The following is a 13095-nucleotide window of genomic DNA, read 5'->3' as shown; positions in this document are numbered from 1 at the left end:
TCCCATCAAGTGCGGACCTTCGCCACCGCTTCCATCAGGCGTTCGACGCGGCGCGGATCGACCGGATTCCACCACTTGCCGTCGACCTTCAGCCACTGGCCGATGATCGCGCCGTCAGCCGACAGGAACAGCGCCGGCACCTGCTCGGGCGACAGGCCGGAACCGACGATCACCGGCAGGTTCGTGCCGGACCGTACCTCGTCGACTTCGCGCGGCTCGGTCGGTGATCCCGTGCGCGTGCCCGTGGCAATCAGCACATCGGCATCGAACCATTCGGCGTCCGTCGCCTGTTCGGCGATCGAACGGTCGGAGGTGATTGCGTGGGCGCCGAACTTCACATGCACATCGGCGAAGATGGCGACGTCGCGGGCGTGAATGTGGGACCGGTAGCGCATCGCCTCCGGCGCCGGGCCATTCAGGAAGCCTTCGTTGGCGACATAGGCGTTGACCCACTGGTTGACGCGCACCCAGCGCGCGCCGACGGCCTTGGCCACCGCCAGCGCCGCGAGCGCGCCATTGGCAACGCAGGTAATGCCGATCGGCGTGTCGACGACCGCGCGCACCGCGAGGCACGCTGCCGTCAGTCCGGCGACGGTTTCGTGACCGATCTGATCGGGGCGCGAGAACGGCATGTCGCTGGCGTTCTCGACGATGATGCCGTCGATGCCGCCGGCGGCCAGCGTCCGGGCGTCCGCCGCGGCAGCTTCATAGACCTCGCGCACGGGCTGGCCGTCATAGCGCGGCGCACCGGGCAGAGGTTTCAGGTGAACGACGCCAATGACCGGCTTCGACACCGGAAACAGCGCCTTCAGCGCATCGGGCTTTTGCGGGAGAACCTGGGGAGCGGTCATGCGGCGCTTTCGACGATCTGTAAAAGGGACAGGACCGCAGCGCGGTCGGGAAAGGACATCTGCCCGCCGAGCCGGCCACAGGAGAGGCTGGCAGCGACGACGGCACGGCGAAGGTTCTCCTGCGGCGGCAGGCCGGCAGCCACCCCGGCCACGAACCATCCGGCGAGGCAATCGCCAGCGCCGGTGGTGTCAATGACGGCGAGGCCTGATGGTGGCGCGACGGTGAACGTGTCCACCTCGGAGCCGTAGCGCGCGCCCTCGGCACCCATCGTGTGGACAACGCTTTTCGCGCCCGTCCGCAGCAGGATCCGCTCGAAGCCGTCGCCGATCGCGCGGGCGGAGCGCTCATTGACGAAAACGACGCTCGCGCCCGCGACCAGAGGGGCGATCGTGTCGAAGCCGTCCTTGAACGTTGCAGGCTCGAGGTCGAGCGACCACGGCACGTCCGCTTCGCGGCAGCGCTCGACCAGCCGCGGCGCGGCCGGCCCGTACAGCGCAGTGTGCACATGGCTGACGCCGTCCAGCGACAGCCGCTCGATGGCGTCGAGGGTCGGAAACAGGGTCGGGTTGGGGTCCAGCATCAGCCGCTTTTCACCATGCGGCTCGATCAGCACGACCACGCGGTAGACCGAACTGTCGCCATGCTCGACCTCGACCGCGAGGCCAGCCGCCCGAAGGCCGGCAAGCAGCACCTCGGACGCGGTGTCATTGCCGAGCCGGACAGAGAGCCGCACTGCCGCACCACTGGCAGCAGCTGCCGCGGCTGCATTGGCGACCACGCCGCCCGGCCCTTCGACCGTGCGATCGGCATGGACCTTCTCGTCCGGCTGCGGCACGTGCGAAACGGCCATCGTCAGATCGAGGCTCACGTCGCCGACGAAGAGGAGAGTTGACGCGGCCACGAGCGGCTTCCAGTTGGACCGAAGAATGACAAAACGTACGAACGTAATGACATTTGGTCAACCGGCCACATTCATCCGATGCACGAATTTAATGCGACACCGCCCCCATGCCCGATATAAGGGCAGCCTGCATCGGCAACGGGCATTCCCCTGCCCGCTTCGAAGCACGAGGTCATGGAAAATCTGTCATGACATTGATACAGGGTGGGCATGGCTTGGAATGATTCGTCTCTGACTTCGGGGGGCGCGCCGCTGTGGCATCAGATCGCCGAGCGGCTGCGCAGCGCCATCATCGCCGGCCATTTCAAGCCGGGTGATCTGCTGCCGTCCGAGGCGGAGCTGAACCGTGTCTTCGGCGTCAGCCGCACGACGGCGCGGGGCTCGCTCGACACGCTGGAGCGGGAAGGCCTGATCGTTCGCCGCTCTGGTGTCGGGTCGGTCGTCGTCGAGCCGGTGGTCGAGTTGCCCGCCAATGTGATGGCCAGTTTCTCGGAGGACATGCGCCGCCGCGGACATGCGCCCACCTACCAGACACTGAGCGCCGGCCTTGCCGCGATCCCGCTCGAGGTGCGCCACATCCTGCGCGCGCCGATGGCCAAGCAGGGCTTTCGCATCCACCGCCTGCTGCTGGCCGATGCCAAGCCCATCGCGGTATCCATTTCGTGGATCGCGCCGCGCGTCCTTGCCGGACACAAGCCGCCCACGGTCCGCGAGCTCGATGCCGGATCGCTGTATCAGTGGCTCGAATCTGTCTGCGGCGTCCGCATCCTGTCCGGGCACGAAGTGATCGAGGCACGCGCGCTCGACCTCCAGACGGCCAAGAGCCTCGGCGTCGACGAGGGCACCGCGGCGCTTGTCGTTTCCAGGCTGTCAGAGAGCACCGATCGCATGCCGGTCGAATATGCCCAGATGACGTATCGCGGCGACCGCTATCGCCTGAGGATCGATATCTAGGCGGGCCTCGCGGGCGGGGAGACGTGCCCGGCGCTGGCAACGTCATGCGCGATGGCTTGCAGGCGTTGCTGCAGCCGCGGCGCGACGAAATCGAGAAAGGCCCGCAGTTTCAGCGGCTGCTGCTGGTGCGCGGCATGGACCAGATGCACCGGCATCGGCGGCGGCGCGTGATCCGCCAGAAGCGGCATCAAGGCGCCTGCCCTGATGCTGGCCGCCGCCTGATAGGACAGCACCCGCGCGATCCCGACACCCGCGACCGCGCCGCCGACCACGCCTTCGGCGGTGTTGATCGAGAAGCGTGGAGTGATCGTCACCTGTTGTGTCACGGACCCCTTGATGAAGGGCCATTCCCGGTATCGATACAGCCCTTCGAACGCGATGCAGTCGTGATCGGCCAGCGCCGCTGGCGTTTTCGGCGCGCCGCGTCGTTCAAGATAGTCCGGGCTCGCGCAGACCACCCAGCCGATCTCGCCCACCCAGCGCGCCACCAGGGCGCTGTCGGGCAGGCGGCCGATCCTGATCGCGACATCGACATGGCTTTCAACGAGGTCGATGACGCTATCCGACAGGACCAGCCTGACCGTCACGTCGGGATAGGCGGCGAGAAAGGCGTGAACGATCGGAGCGACGTTGAGCGCACCGAAGGCGATCGGCGCTGTCACGAGCAACTCGCCGCGAGGCGCCCGATACTCGCCCGAAGCCGCCCGCTCCGCTTCCGCCAGTTCCTCGAGCACCCGCCGTGCCGAGGCGACATAGGCCGCGCCGGCCTCGGTCAGCAGGAGCTTGCGGCTGGTTCGAACCACCAGTTGCGAACCGAGCAGGTTTTCAAGATCGGAAACGCGGCGGCTGACCGTGGGCAGCGGAACGTTCAGCGATCTTGAAGCCGCGGAGAGGCTTCCGCCATCCACCGCAGCGACCAGCGTGCGCATGGCTTCGAACCTGTCCATCGACCCTCTCGTTCTACGGAAGGAAGGGTCTCGAATTTAGCGTCTGATGGCAAAAATTGGAAGGCTGTATTCAAAGTCCGACGCGGGGGGATCGCCCGCTGAGCGAACGACCGAATGAGGACCGCCTGATTTCGGACCAGCCGAGCCACCAGACGCCGACGCGACATCGCATCGGCAAATCTTTCCTCTTCTCATGCCCTGAACCAAGGAAGCCGACCATGTCCCTTCGTTTTTCCACCGTCGATGTCGATGGCCTCAAGCTGTTCTACCGCGAGGCTGGCGATGCGAGCCGCCCGACCGTTCTGCTGCTGCACGGCTTCCCGACCGCGAGCCACATGTTCCGCGACCTGATCCCGGAACTCGCCGAGCGCTATCATGTCATCGCCCCGGACCTGCCCGGCTTCGGCATGACCGAGCAACCGGCCCGCGACCAGTTCGGCTATAACTTCGAGAATATCACCAACGTCATCGACCGCTTTACCGAGGTGCTGGGTCTCGACAGGTTCGCCATCTACATCTTCGACTATGGCGCGCCTGTCGGCCTCCGCCTGGCGGTCAAGCATCCTGAGCGGATCACCGCGATCGTGAGCCAGAACGGCAACACCTATCTCGAAGGAGTGTCGGACGCCTTCGCGCCTGTGATGGCCTATTGGAAGGACCCCAGCCAAGCGAACCGCGACGCGCTGCGCGGCCTCCTGACACCTGAGACGACGCTGTTCCAATATACGCACGGCGTCGACGATCCGAACCAGGTCTCGCCGGACGGGCGCAATCTCGACGATTTCTATCTGGCGCGTCCCGGCAATGACGAAATCCAGCTCGACCTGCTGCTCGATTACCAGACCAATGTCGCACTTTACGACACCATCCAGGCCTATCTCCGCGAACATCAGCCGCCGGTTCTGGCAATATGGGGCAAGAACGATCCGTTCTTCATTCCGCCGGGCGCCGAGGCCTTCAAGCGCGACGTTCCGAAGGCGGAGATCCGCTTCGTCGACAGCGGGCACTTCGCGCTCGAAACCCATGCGGTCGAGATCGGCGCCGCGATGCGCGATTTCCTCGCCAGACATGTCGGCTGAACCCGTCGCCGGAGCGCCGCGGGGAAGCCTGTTCCGCCGGAATTCCATGACATGAATGCTCGCTGGCGGCGCCCCGTCAGCGAGCTTTTTCGTTGCTAAGGACGGATTGTTCGCGGCGTCAGCCGCCCGCTGCCTTCGCCGCCATGGTGGCCTTGGCCCACCAAACCAGCTCGTCGAGCGCAGTCTTGGTCGAGGGAAGCAGATTGGCCTCGATCTCTTCGATCGGCTTGTTGCCGAAGGCGGGATGCACCGCCATGAAGTCGCCGCCGCCGATATGGACTGCGGCATGGGTCGAGACCATCTGCAGTTCGATGGCGATCATGCGGAGATGCTCGATCGCGCGCACTGCGCCGGTGCCACCATAGCCGATCGCCGTGAACGGCTTGCGCACCCACTCCTTGTAGGCCTGGTCGAGCGCATTCTTCAGGACGCCCGTGATCGAGTGATTGTATTCTGCGGTCACGAAGATGAAGCCATCGAAACGAGCGATCGTTTCCTGCCAACGGATCGCCTCGGGATTCTGGCTGGGCATCCAGAGATTGGAGGCGATCTCGTCAAAGAAGGGCAGCGGGTGATCGCGCAGATCGACCAGTTCCACATCCATGTCGCCGCGCGCCTCGGCTTGCTTCAGGATCCATCGAGCCGGTATGTCGGCAAACCTCGTGGGGCGGGTAGAGCCGACGATCACGGCAATCCGGGGCCTGGAATTCATGCTATCCTCTTATAAGCTGGTGTCACGCAGTAACCAGATTACAAAGGGTTATTATGATCGGACAAGCAGGCACCTTTTCGAAACCAGATGACCATCAGGATACCGCCCACTGCGAACACATCAGCAGGATGCTGGCGCGGATCAGCGACAAGTGGACGCTTCTGGTGGTTCGCGTGCTCGGGCAAGGGCCCTGCCGCTTCAACGCCTTAAGGCGTGAGGTCGGCGAGATCAGCCAGAAGGTGCTGGCATCGACGCTGCGCGAGCTGGAAGAAAACGGCTTCGTTTCCCGCACTGTTACGCCGGTCAATCCGCCGCAGGTCGAGTATGCGCTGACCGAACTGGGGCGGGAGTTCCTGATGCCCGTGCAGGCGCTGGCCGAGTGGGTTGTCGCGAATTCGACCCGCATGGACGCCGCCCGCTCGGCCTATCAGCAACGTCGCGCCGCCACCTAGCCGTCAGAAGCCTCAGACTTCCGACGCGCGAGACCCGGGATCCGCATCCGGCTCGATCATTTGGAGGCCCACTCTCCCGCGACATCCTTCAGCCGGCAAACGCCACTCGGCATCAGGCGCTCTGCAGCCAGAAGCTGCGGCGGCCACGACGCTGTCATGTAGTTGTGCTTTGGAAGGATGGTGGGCGTGACAGGGATTGAACCTGTGACCCCTACGATGTCAACGTAGTGCTCTCCCGCTGAGCTACACGCCCATCCTGTTCCGTGCCGGCGGGACCGGCTGCGTGGCGAGGGTATAGAGGATCGGTTCGCCGCGTTCAAGCCCGTCTGTGCGTGCCTTTTGGGGGCCTGTTGACAAGCTCGGCGTCAGGCGGCGAGCAGGCGCTCGACTTCGGTCACGAGTTCGCGCAGGTGGAACGGCTTCGACAGCACCTTGGCGTCGCGCGGCGCGTTCGAATCGGGATTGAGCGCAACGGCGGCAAAGCCCGTGATGAACATGACCTTCAGGTCGGGATCGAGTTCGGTGGCGCGGCGCGCCAGCTCGATGCCGTCCATTTCCGGCATCACGATATCGGTCAGCAGCAGCGTGAAGGGTTCCTCGCGGATCCGCTCATAGGCGCTGCGGCCATTGTCGAACGACACCACGTCGTAGCCCGCGTTTTGCAGCGCCTTGGCCAGGAAGCGGCGCATGTCATTGTCGTCTTCGGCGAGAAGGATGCGGTTCATCGGAAATCCATGGCAGGCGGGCGATCCGGTCGGTCGGCGGTCGGGCAGTTGGCGCCACGTGCGAATCTTTGGCTCCGATGCGGTAAAGATCGAATGAATGGCGGCACGAAGCCGCTGGGCGGGTTCGGTTGTGGACTTCACCGTACCATATTGGCAACATGGCCGGCAGCCCGACCCACAGCCCCTTGTCCGGAGCAGTCCGATCCCTTCCGATGCCGCCCAGCCCCCGTTCGAGGTCGTCGCACCCGCCGACCAGCGGCTTCCGTTTGTGTTCAATTCCCCGCATAGCGGCCGCGCCTATCCGGCCGATTTCCTCGCCGCCTCGCGTCTTGACGAACGGGCCATCCGCCGGTCGGAGGATACCTATGTCGATGAACTCTTCCTGTCGGTGGTGCCGCTCGGAGCGCCGCTGATGCGGGCGCATTTCCCGCGCGCCTGGCTGGACGTCAACCGCGAGCCCTACGAGCTCGATCCGGGCATGTTCGACGGCGAACTGCCGCCCTATGCCAATATCCGCTCCATGCGCGTCGCCGGCGGGCTCGGCACGATCGCCCGCGTCGTCTCGGAGAATGTCGAGATCTATGCGCAGCCCCTGCAGGTGGCCGAGGCGCTCGACAGAATCGAGGGGGTCTACAAGCCCTATCATGCGGCGCTCGATGCCCTGCTCCAGACGACGCGGCAGCGCTTCGGCTTCGCCGTTCTCGTCGACTGCCATTCGATGCCGTCCTCGGTGCGGACGGCGCCCGGCCGCATCCGGGCCGATTTCGTGCTCGGCGACCGTTATGGCGCCAGCTGCGCGCCGGAGATCGCCGAAACGGCGGCGAGCATCCTGACGGGGCTCGGCTATACGGTCGCGCGGAACAAGCCCTATGCCGGCGGCTATATCACCGAGCATTATGGCCGTCCCGCCGAAGGGCTGCATGCCTTGCAGGTCGAGATCAATCGCGGGCTCTACATGAACGAGCGCAATTTCCAGCCGACGGGTGAGTTCATCCGCGTTGCCGCCGACATCGTCGCCTTCGTGCGGCAATTGTCGGAACTGCCGGACGGAGGACTTTGGCCGGTCGGACTTGCAGCGGAATAACGCGACGCTGCGGCGCTCCATTCCGGGCGCCAAACTCGAGCAGGAAAAACGGCAAGAAAAAGGGCCGCTCGCGAGGCGATGCGGCCCAAGTCTAGGGAGGAAACGCCCAAGGAGGGCAGCGGAAGTTCGACGCCAATCGAACTACCGCATTGCAATAATTTGCCCGTGCACTGCAAAAAGATCAAGAGGCATTTTCAACTTTCTTGCAGGGACGGTCGAAACACGCTCTACCCCATGGAACCGGCAGCCCATCCGGTCATAAAGATGAAGCCAATCAATGCTTTGATGATCCGTCCCGCGTGTTGCCTGCAAGGCGGAGATCGTCGGGACGGCCGCTGGAGAACCCCTTGATGACCGATGCCGCACTGCTTCCTTTCCTCGATCGTCTCGCCGATACTGCCACCGAAGCGATCATGCCGCATTTCCGCGCATCGGGTCAGGTCGACAACAAGGCCGCATCGGGGTTCGATCCCGTGACGGCCGGAGACCGGGCCGCGGAAGCCGCATTGCGGCGTCTGATCAATGAGACCTATCCCGCCCATGGCATCATGGGCGAGGAATATGGAGATGAAAATCTCGACGCGGAAAACGTCTGGGTGCTCGATCCGATCGACGGCACCCGCGCCTTCATCTCAGGTCTGCCGGTCTGGGGAACGTTGATCGGCCTCATGTCGGCCGGAAGGCCGGCGCTGGGCATGATGGCGCAGCCTTTTACCGGGGAGCGCTTTTCCGGTGACGGCAAGACGGCCCGCTATACCGGGCCCGGCGGCCCGCGCGTCTTGAAGACGCGCGGCTGCGACGGGATTGCGAGCGCTGTCCTGTCGACGACGACGCCGGCCCTGTTCAAGGACGCCGAGCGCGAGGCTTATCTCCGCGTCGAGGACCAAGTGCGCCTCGTGCGCTACGGCTATGATTGCTATGCCTATTGCATGGTGGCGGCCGGCTTCATGGATGCCGTGATCGAAACCGGATTGCACGCCTACGACATCGTGGCGCTGATACCGGTGATCGAAGGCGCCGGCGGCCGCGTCACCAACTGGGAAGGCGGGCCAGCCTCGGCCGGGGGCCGCGTGGTCGCGGCGGGGGATCCCCGCTTACACGCGGAGATCCTTGATGTAATCAACCGTTAGCGGCTGATCGGCGGCGGCACCGTCGAAGGCGGACCGCCGTTGTCGCCGGTTGCGCTGTCCTGCGTCGCGAAGGCCGCGATGGTGATCGCCGTTGCCGTGCCGCCGATGACGACCGCGGGAACGATGAACGAGGCCGCAGGAGCCTGGCCGGCAACCTGCGCCGGTGCGTTGCAGGCACCAGACGCCACCACAGTGGTGACGGTGTTCTGGCCAAGCGCCTTCGAGCAGCCGTCAGCGTAAGCCAGAACGGCCTGGCCGCCCTTCGAAATCATCACCCGAGCGCCGGGTGCAACTTCGGCAGCGGCCGAAACCTTGACAAAGCCCTTGCCGCTGTCGACGAGGACGGGCCCCGAGACGCCAGAGAGCGTTGCCGCCGAGGCCGCCGACACAAGGCCGACGGCAAGAATCGTACTCGCCATGAGACGAATCATTGATCGCTCCATTGTTGGCAGCCGGCCGCCCCACGCGACTGGCTGTCACCATTCCCCCTTTGCAGACTAATCTACCGCGACGCAAACGCAATGCTGTATTGCAACAATAGCGGCCAAATCGCCGCGAAATCGCATCGCATTACTGCCCGGCACCGACAATCCGCTGAATCTTCAGCTTGAATTGACACCAACGGGACTGTTTGAACCCGCACTAGACCCGAAGGCCATTCGCGACCATCGACGTGACGAACGCTTCCAAGGAGGAGCTGCCCGCAACGATAGCCGAGTATACCATAAAGAGGAGCAATACGGAAAGATCAGCCGTCGGTCCCTGGAATGAATGCATCAAACGCGGCCCAGAAGGCTGCGCGGATCGCATCGCGCTCCATCAGGATCTCGTGGCGGGCGCCGGGGAGGACGATCTCGCGACCGAGGCGCATATTGCGCACGAACCGCTCCGCCGCCAGCGGCCGCACCACCTTGTCGGCGCCGGCCGTGACGATGAGGGTCGGCACCGCGATGACCGCCGCAAAGGCCGGGTCGGCCGCCTCGCGCATGGCGTGGCAGGCAGCGTTGAGCCAGCCGATGGTCGGAGGACCGATGCAGAGTTCCGGCCGGCCGGCCGCGATCGCCCGCATGCGCGCAAAGCGCCGTGCATCACCGGTGAGCGGATTGGTATAGAAGCTACGCTCCTCGAGCCTGACGAGGCCGGAGCCAGGCGGATAGAAATCGCCGAGGCCAAGCGAGGTGAGCGTCGCGGATGCCGAGCGGACGAACCAGTGTGGCGGGTTCATCGCGCCGAGTTCGAGCAGCGGCGAAGTCAGCACGATGCGCGAAAAGGTGAGACCCGAGCGCCGGGCGTGGCGGAGAAGAATCAGCCCGCCCGTCGAATGGGCGAGCGCGAAATGCGGCGCGGGGCAATCCGGGAGCACGAGATCGCGCAGGAAGGTCTCGAGGTCACGGTCGTAATCGGCGAAATCCTCGACATGGCCCTTGCGTGGGTCGCGCAGCGGTCGATCGGATCCCCCCTGGCCGCGCCAATCCATCGTCGCGACCGCAAAGCCTCGCTCGAGCAGTTCGCCGATGACCTCGAAATATTTCTCGATCGTCTCGGCCCGCCCATGCAGCAGCGACACCGTGCCCTTTACCGCGCCAGCCGGCCGCCAGCATGCGGCACGGAGGCGCACGCCATCCGGCGTCGCCAGGACCACCTCGCGGACACCTTCCGGCAACGGATTGTCTGGCAGGGAAATGAAGCTCATCGGCCGAATAGAGGACAATACGAACGCATCCGGCCGGAACGCGGCGGGCGCAGCGGCTAGGGCGGGATTGCCCGGCCGCACGATAACGGGGCGGCCGCAGGATGGCTAGGCTGACAAGCCTGGCCTCGTCGCTCAAAGACTGTTCGGGCCGAGACCGGCGGCATCGATCAGGATGCCGCCGGCCCCGCACCTCCGGTCGCGGGCGGGCGGATAGCGACCGGCGGGAGATCTACCAGCGGCGCCAGTCCTGGCCCCAGCCACGGCCCTGCCCCCAATCGTCGGCGCTGCGCTGACGCAGCACGTCGCCCGAACGGGCATCGACGACGAGGATCACATCCCGTCCGCGAGCCGCCGCGCGGACGATGGTGACGTCGCGCCGTTCGCGGAGGATCTCGACATTGTAATAACCGCGATGGCGGAGGGTCCGGACGAGCTGCCACGGCGGCATGCGCCAGTCGGGCTGAGGTGCATAGGCGGGCGGGGCTCCGAACCTGCCGGGTGGAGGCGGCGGCGAAAACTGGCCGCCATCATCGCCGCGCCAGCCGCCCGGGCCTTCTTCCTGATAGCCGTAGGCCTCTCCGCCGACAGTGCGGTAGTCGAGGCCGCCGGCAGCGGCGGGCAGGATCAGGGCGCCGAGAACGAGACTGGACGCGACAAGAGCCTTGAACATGACCGGGTCTCCCAAGCTGGCGGACGATGATCGCCGCCGGAATGATCGAACCCTATCGCCGCGCCGCTGAACCGGATCCGAACCGGTCGTTCATCCGCCGTTCAGGTCGGGGATCAGCCCTCTTGAAGCCCGCCAAGGGCTCACCATATCGATGTTGCGGGCGCCATCAGGGCCCGCCGAAGGACGCCAGAAACCGGGCCCTACGGCCGATTTCGAAGCGATGTTCGAAACCCATGTCGCTCCCAGGAGGACTTGTTATGCGCACGTTTGATCTCACCCCCCTCTATCGCTCCACCGTCGGCTTTGACCGTCTCTTCTCGCTGCTCGACCAGACCGCTGGTGTCGAGAATGGCGTCCCCGGCTATCCGCCCTACAATATCGAGCGGACGGGCGAAAACGCCTATCGCATCACCATGGCTGTCGCCGGTTTCAGCGATAAGGAGCTCTCGATCGAGTCGCGCCAGAACGCGCTGACCGTCAAGGGCGAGAAGAAGGCCGAGGAAGGCCAGAACGCTGAAGTGCTCTATCGCGGCATTGCCGGCCGCAGCTTCGAGCGCCGATTCCAGCTGGCCGACCATGTCGAGGTACGCGGCGCGAGCCTTGAGAACGGCTTGCTCCATGTCGATCTCGTCCGCGAGATTCCCGAGGCGATGAAGCCCCGGCAGATCGCTATTGCCAACGCCAATGAGGCTGGCAAGCAGATCGAGCAGCAGGCCGCCTGAAGGCCACGTCTGACCGAGTGAGACTACGGGCGCCCCGCCACGCGGCGGGGCGCTTTTTTGTGGGTCGTCAGTCGATGAGGCCGATGAACTGGTCGATCTCGCCGGGCGTGGTCCGAAAGCTGGTCACGAGCCGCACAAGTATGTCGTCTTCACCAGGCTCGGCGACGCCAAGCCCGCTCGCCGTCCAAGGATAATAAAGAGCGCCCGCCGACTTCAGCCGCTGGTCGGCGGCGCGCGACAGGAAGGCGAACACCTCGTTGCCGTCCGGGGACAGAGCGAGGCGGGCATCCGTCGCCGCCTCGACGCCGTCCGCCAGCTGCCGCGCCATCGCGTTGGCATGCCGGGCGAGATCGAGCCAGTGATCGCGGGCGAGATAGGCGGCGAACTGCGCCGCGATGAAGCGGCTCTTCGAAAAGACATGTCCGGCGCGCTTGCGCTGGAAATCAAAACCTCGCGCCTTCTCCGGATCGAAGAAGACCACCGCTTCCGCCGCGAAGCAGCCATTCTTCGAGCCGCCGAAGGAGAGCATGTCGACGCCGGCGCGCCACGTGATGTCGGCCGGCGCAACGTCGAGCCCGACCACGGCATTGGCAAACCGCGCTCCATCCATGTGCAGCGGCAGTCCCGCAGCCTTGGCGACGTCGGCAATGGCCGCGACTTCCGATGCCGTATAGGCCGTGCCGGCTTCGGTCAGCTGGCTGATCGAAACGGCGGCCGGCTGGCCGTGAAAGACGGCCTCGGGCGGGTAGAGCCGAATCGCGGTCTCAAGCGCGTCGGGCGTCAGCTTGCCCTTCGCTCCCTCGATCCCATGCAGGCGGCTTCCGCCCGACAGGAATTCGGGCGCGCCCGCTTCGTCCGCCGCGATATGCGCCATGCGATGACAGAAGAAGACGCCTGCAGGCCGCGCCACATGAGCGAGCGCCAGCGCATTGGCCGCCGTGCCGGTGCCGACGAAGAAGACGGCGACCTCGCGCTCGAAAAGCCTCGACATGGCGGCGCCGACTTCCGCCGAGAGCGGATCGCCGCCATAGGCCGGCGCATGTCCTCCGGCCGCCACGAGCAGCGCTTCGGCCACCTGAAGCGAGGCGCCAGTCCAATTGTCGCTTGCGAAGATCATGCTCATCCTGTGCTTAATGGGGCAGCCGCCGCACGATCAGCCGGCTCGGCCACGCAA

Annotated in this window: 15 protein-coding genes and 1 tRNA gene; 6 read left to right on the top strand and 10 right to left on the bottom strand. The window is 65.3% G+C overall.

What is annotated here, in order from left to right; all coding sequences use genetic code 11:
- Window positions 1–5: 5 nt before the first annotated feature.
- Both LB518_RS21050 and LB518_RS21045 read right to left on the bottom strand, forming a co-directional pair.
- The gene (locus tag LB518_RS21050) at window positions 6–851 is read right to left on the bottom strand and encodes a BtpA/SgcQ family protein (RefSeq protein WP_224579783.1); all 846 of its coding nucleotides are present in this window, start codon (window positions 849–851) and stop codon (window positions 6–8) included.
- On the bottom strand, window positions 848–1753 hold the full coding sequence (locus LB518_RS21045) for a carbohydrate kinase family protein (protein ID WP_224579782.1): 906 nt from the start codon (window positions 1751–1753) through the stop codon (window positions 848–850). Before LB518_RS21045 ends, LB518_RS21050 begins: the two co-directional genes overlap by 4 nt.
- A 210-nt stretch (window positions 1754–1963) precedes the next feature.
- On the opposite strand from LB518_RS21045, the gene LB518_RS21040 reads away from it, so the two are divergent.
- Entirely contained in the window at window positions 1964–2707 is a 744-nt protein-coding gene (locus LB518_RS21040; RefSeq protein ID WP_224579781.1) for a GntR family transcriptional regulator, read from the top strand.
- Here LB518_RS21040 and LB518_RS21035 read toward each other — a convergent pair.
- The gene (locus tag LB518_RS21035; RefSeq protein WP_224579780.1) at window positions 2704–3654 is read right to left on the bottom strand and encodes a LysR family transcriptional regulator; all 951 of its coding nucleotides are present in this window, start codon (window positions 3652–3654) and stop codon (window positions 2704–2706) included. The two genes, LB518_RS21040 and LB518_RS21035, sit on opposite strands and share 4 nt — an antisense overlap.
- A gap of 218 nt (window positions 3655–3872) precedes the next feature.
- Between LB518_RS21035 and LB518_RS21030 the strand changes: the two genes are divergently transcribed.
- On the top strand, window positions 3873–4733 hold the full coding sequence (locus LB518_RS21030; protein ID WP_224579779.1) for an alpha/beta fold hydrolase: 861 nt from the start codon (window positions 3873–3875) through the stop codon (window positions 4731–4733).
- Between the two features lie 118 nt (window positions 4734–4851).
- Here the strand turns inward: LB518_RS21030 and LB518_RS21025 are convergent, their stop codons facing one another.
- Window positions 4852–5445 carry an NADPH-dependent FMN reductase gene (locus LB518_RS21025; protein ID WP_224579778.1) on the bottom strand — a complete coding sequence of 198 codons (594 nt, stop codon included), beginning with the start codon at window positions 5443–5445 and terminating at the stop codon, window positions 4852–4854.
- 53 nt (window positions 5446–5498) lie between these two features.
- Here LB518_RS21025 and LB518_RS21020 point away from each other — a divergent pair, with 53 nt between their 5' ends.
- Window positions 5499–5897: a winged helix-turn-helix transcriptional regulator gene (locus LB518_RS21020; protein ID WP_502845862.1), complete on the top strand. Its 399-nt coding sequence runs from the start codon at window positions 5499–5501 to the stop codon at window positions 5895–5897.
- Between the two features lie 178 nt (window positions 5898–6075).
- Here LB518_RS21020 and LB518_RS21015 read toward each other — a convergent pair.
- Together LB518_RS21015 and cpdR are read right to left on the bottom strand one after the other, a co-directional pair.
- Window positions 6076–6150 (bottom strand) — tRNA-Val (locus LB518_RS21015).
- Window positions 6151–6262: 112 nt separating this feature from the next.
- A complete protein-coding gene (gene cpdR, locus LB518_RS21010) occupies window positions 6263–6622 on the bottom strand; it encodes a cell cycle two-component system response regulator CpdR (protein ID WP_073056609.1) in 360 nt (119 codons plus the stop codon).
- A gap of 268 nt (window positions 6623–6890) precedes the next feature.
- Between cpdR and LB518_RS21005 the strand changes: the two genes are divergently transcribed.
- Window positions 6891–7706 (top strand): N-formylglutamate amidohydrolase, encoded by an 816-nt coding sequence (locus tag LB518_RS21005; protein WP_353619976.1) that lies wholly within the window; start codon window positions 6891–6893, stop codon window positions 7704–7706.
- 350 nt (window positions 7707–8056) lie between these two features.
- Complete coding sequence (hisN, locus tag LB518_RS21000; RefSeq protein ID WP_224579777.1) at window positions 8057–8836, top strand: histidinol-phosphatase; 780 nt, start codon at window positions 8057–8059, stop codon at window positions 8834–8836.
- On the opposite strand, the gene LB518_RS20995 is transcribed toward hisN, so the two are convergent.
- From LB518_RS20995 to LB518_RS20985, 3 genes are all read right to left on the bottom strand, one after another.
- A complete protein-coding gene (locus LB518_RS20995) occupies window positions 8833–9255 on the bottom strand; it encodes a hypothetical protein (RefSeq protein WP_224579776.1) in 423 nt (140 codons plus the stop codon). The genes hisN and LB518_RS20995 overlap by 4 nt on opposite strands.
- 329 nt (window positions 9256–9584) lie before the next feature.
- Window positions 9585–10547, bottom strand: coding sequence for an alpha/beta fold hydrolase (locus LB518_RS20990; protein WP_224579775.1), 963 nt, complete (start codon window positions 10545–10547; stop codon window positions 9585–9587).
- Window positions 10548–10758: 211 nt separating this feature from the next.
- Complete coding sequence (locus tag LB518_RS20985) at window positions 10759–11199, bottom strand: hypothetical protein (RefSeq protein ID WP_224579774.1); 441 nt, start codon at window positions 11197–11199, stop codon at window positions 10759–10761.
- A 257-nt stretch (window positions 11200–11456) separates the two neighbouring features.
- Between LB518_RS20985 and LB518_RS20980 the strand changes: the two genes are divergently transcribed.
- Complete coding sequence (locus tag LB518_RS20980; protein WP_224579773.1) at window positions 11457–11921, top strand: Hsp20 family protein; 465 nt, start codon at window positions 11457–11459, stop codon at window positions 11919–11921.
- Window positions 11922–11988: 67 nt separating this feature from the next.
- Here LB518_RS20980 and LB518_RS20975 read toward each other — a convergent pair whose 3' ends face one another.
- Window positions 11989–13038 carry a threonine aldolase family protein gene (locus LB518_RS20975; RefSeq protein WP_224579772.1) on the bottom strand — a complete coding sequence of 350 codons (1050 nt, stop codon included), beginning with the start codon at window positions 13036–13038 and terminating at the stop codon, window positions 11989–11991.
- Window positions 13039–13095 lie beyond the last annotated feature (57 nt).

The organism is Mesorhizobium sp. BR1-1-16, from assembly GCF_020165495.1.
Lineage (GTDB): Bacteria > Pseudomonadota > Alphaproteobacteria > Rhizobiales > Kaistiaceae > Kaistia.
Note: the sequence above shows the minus strand (reverse complement) of the source record. Positions and strands in the feature narration are given on the sequence as shown.

Coding starts and splice junctions, on each gene's coding strand:
- LB518_RS21050 (WP_224579783.1), bottom strand. CDS start 851: ATGACCGCTCCCCAGGTTCTCCCGCAAAAGCCCGATGCGCTGAAGGCG.
- hisN (WP_224579777.1), top strand. CDS start 8,057: ATGACCGATGCCGCACTGCTTCCTTTCCTCGATCGTCTCGCCGATACT.
- LB518_RS21030 (WP_224579779.1), top strand. CDS start 3,873: ATGTCCCTTCGTTTTTCCACCGTCGATGTCGATGGCCTCAAGCTGTTC.
- LB518_RS20995 (WP_224579776.1), bottom strand. CDS start 9,255: ATGGCGAGTACGATTCTTGCCGTCGGCCTTGTGTCGGCGGCCTCGGCG.
- LB518_RS20980 (WP_224579773.1), top strand. CDS start 11,457: ATGCGCACGTTTGATCTCACCCCCCTCTATCGCTCCACCGTCGGCTTT.
- cpdR (WP_073056609.1), bottom strand. CDS start 6,622: ATGAACCGCATCCTTCTCGCCGAAGACGACAATGACATGCGCCGCTTC.
- LB518_RS21040 (WP_224579781.1), top strand. CDS start 1,964: ATGGCTTGGAATGATTCGTCTCTGACTTCGGGGGGCGCGCCGCTGTGG.
- LB518_RS21025 (WP_224579778.1), bottom strand. CDS start 5,445: ATGAATTCCAGGCCCCGGATTGCCGTGATCGTCGGCTCTACCCGCCCC.
- LB518_RS21035 (WP_224579780.1), bottom strand. CDS start 3,654: ATGGACAGGTTCGAAGCCATGCGCACGCTGGTCGCTGCGGTGGATGGC.
- LB518_RS20975 (WP_224579772.1), bottom strand. CDS start 13,038: ATGATCTTCGCAAGCGACAATTGGACTGGCGCCTCGCTTCAGGTGGCC.
- LB518_RS21020 (WP_502845862.1), top strand. CDS start 5,499: ATGATCGGACAAGCAGGCACCTTTTCGAAACCAGATGACCATCAGGAT.
- LB518_RS20985 (WP_224579774.1), bottom strand. CDS start 11,199: ATGTTCAAGGCTCTTGTCGCGTCCAGTCTCGTTCTCGGCGCCCTGATC.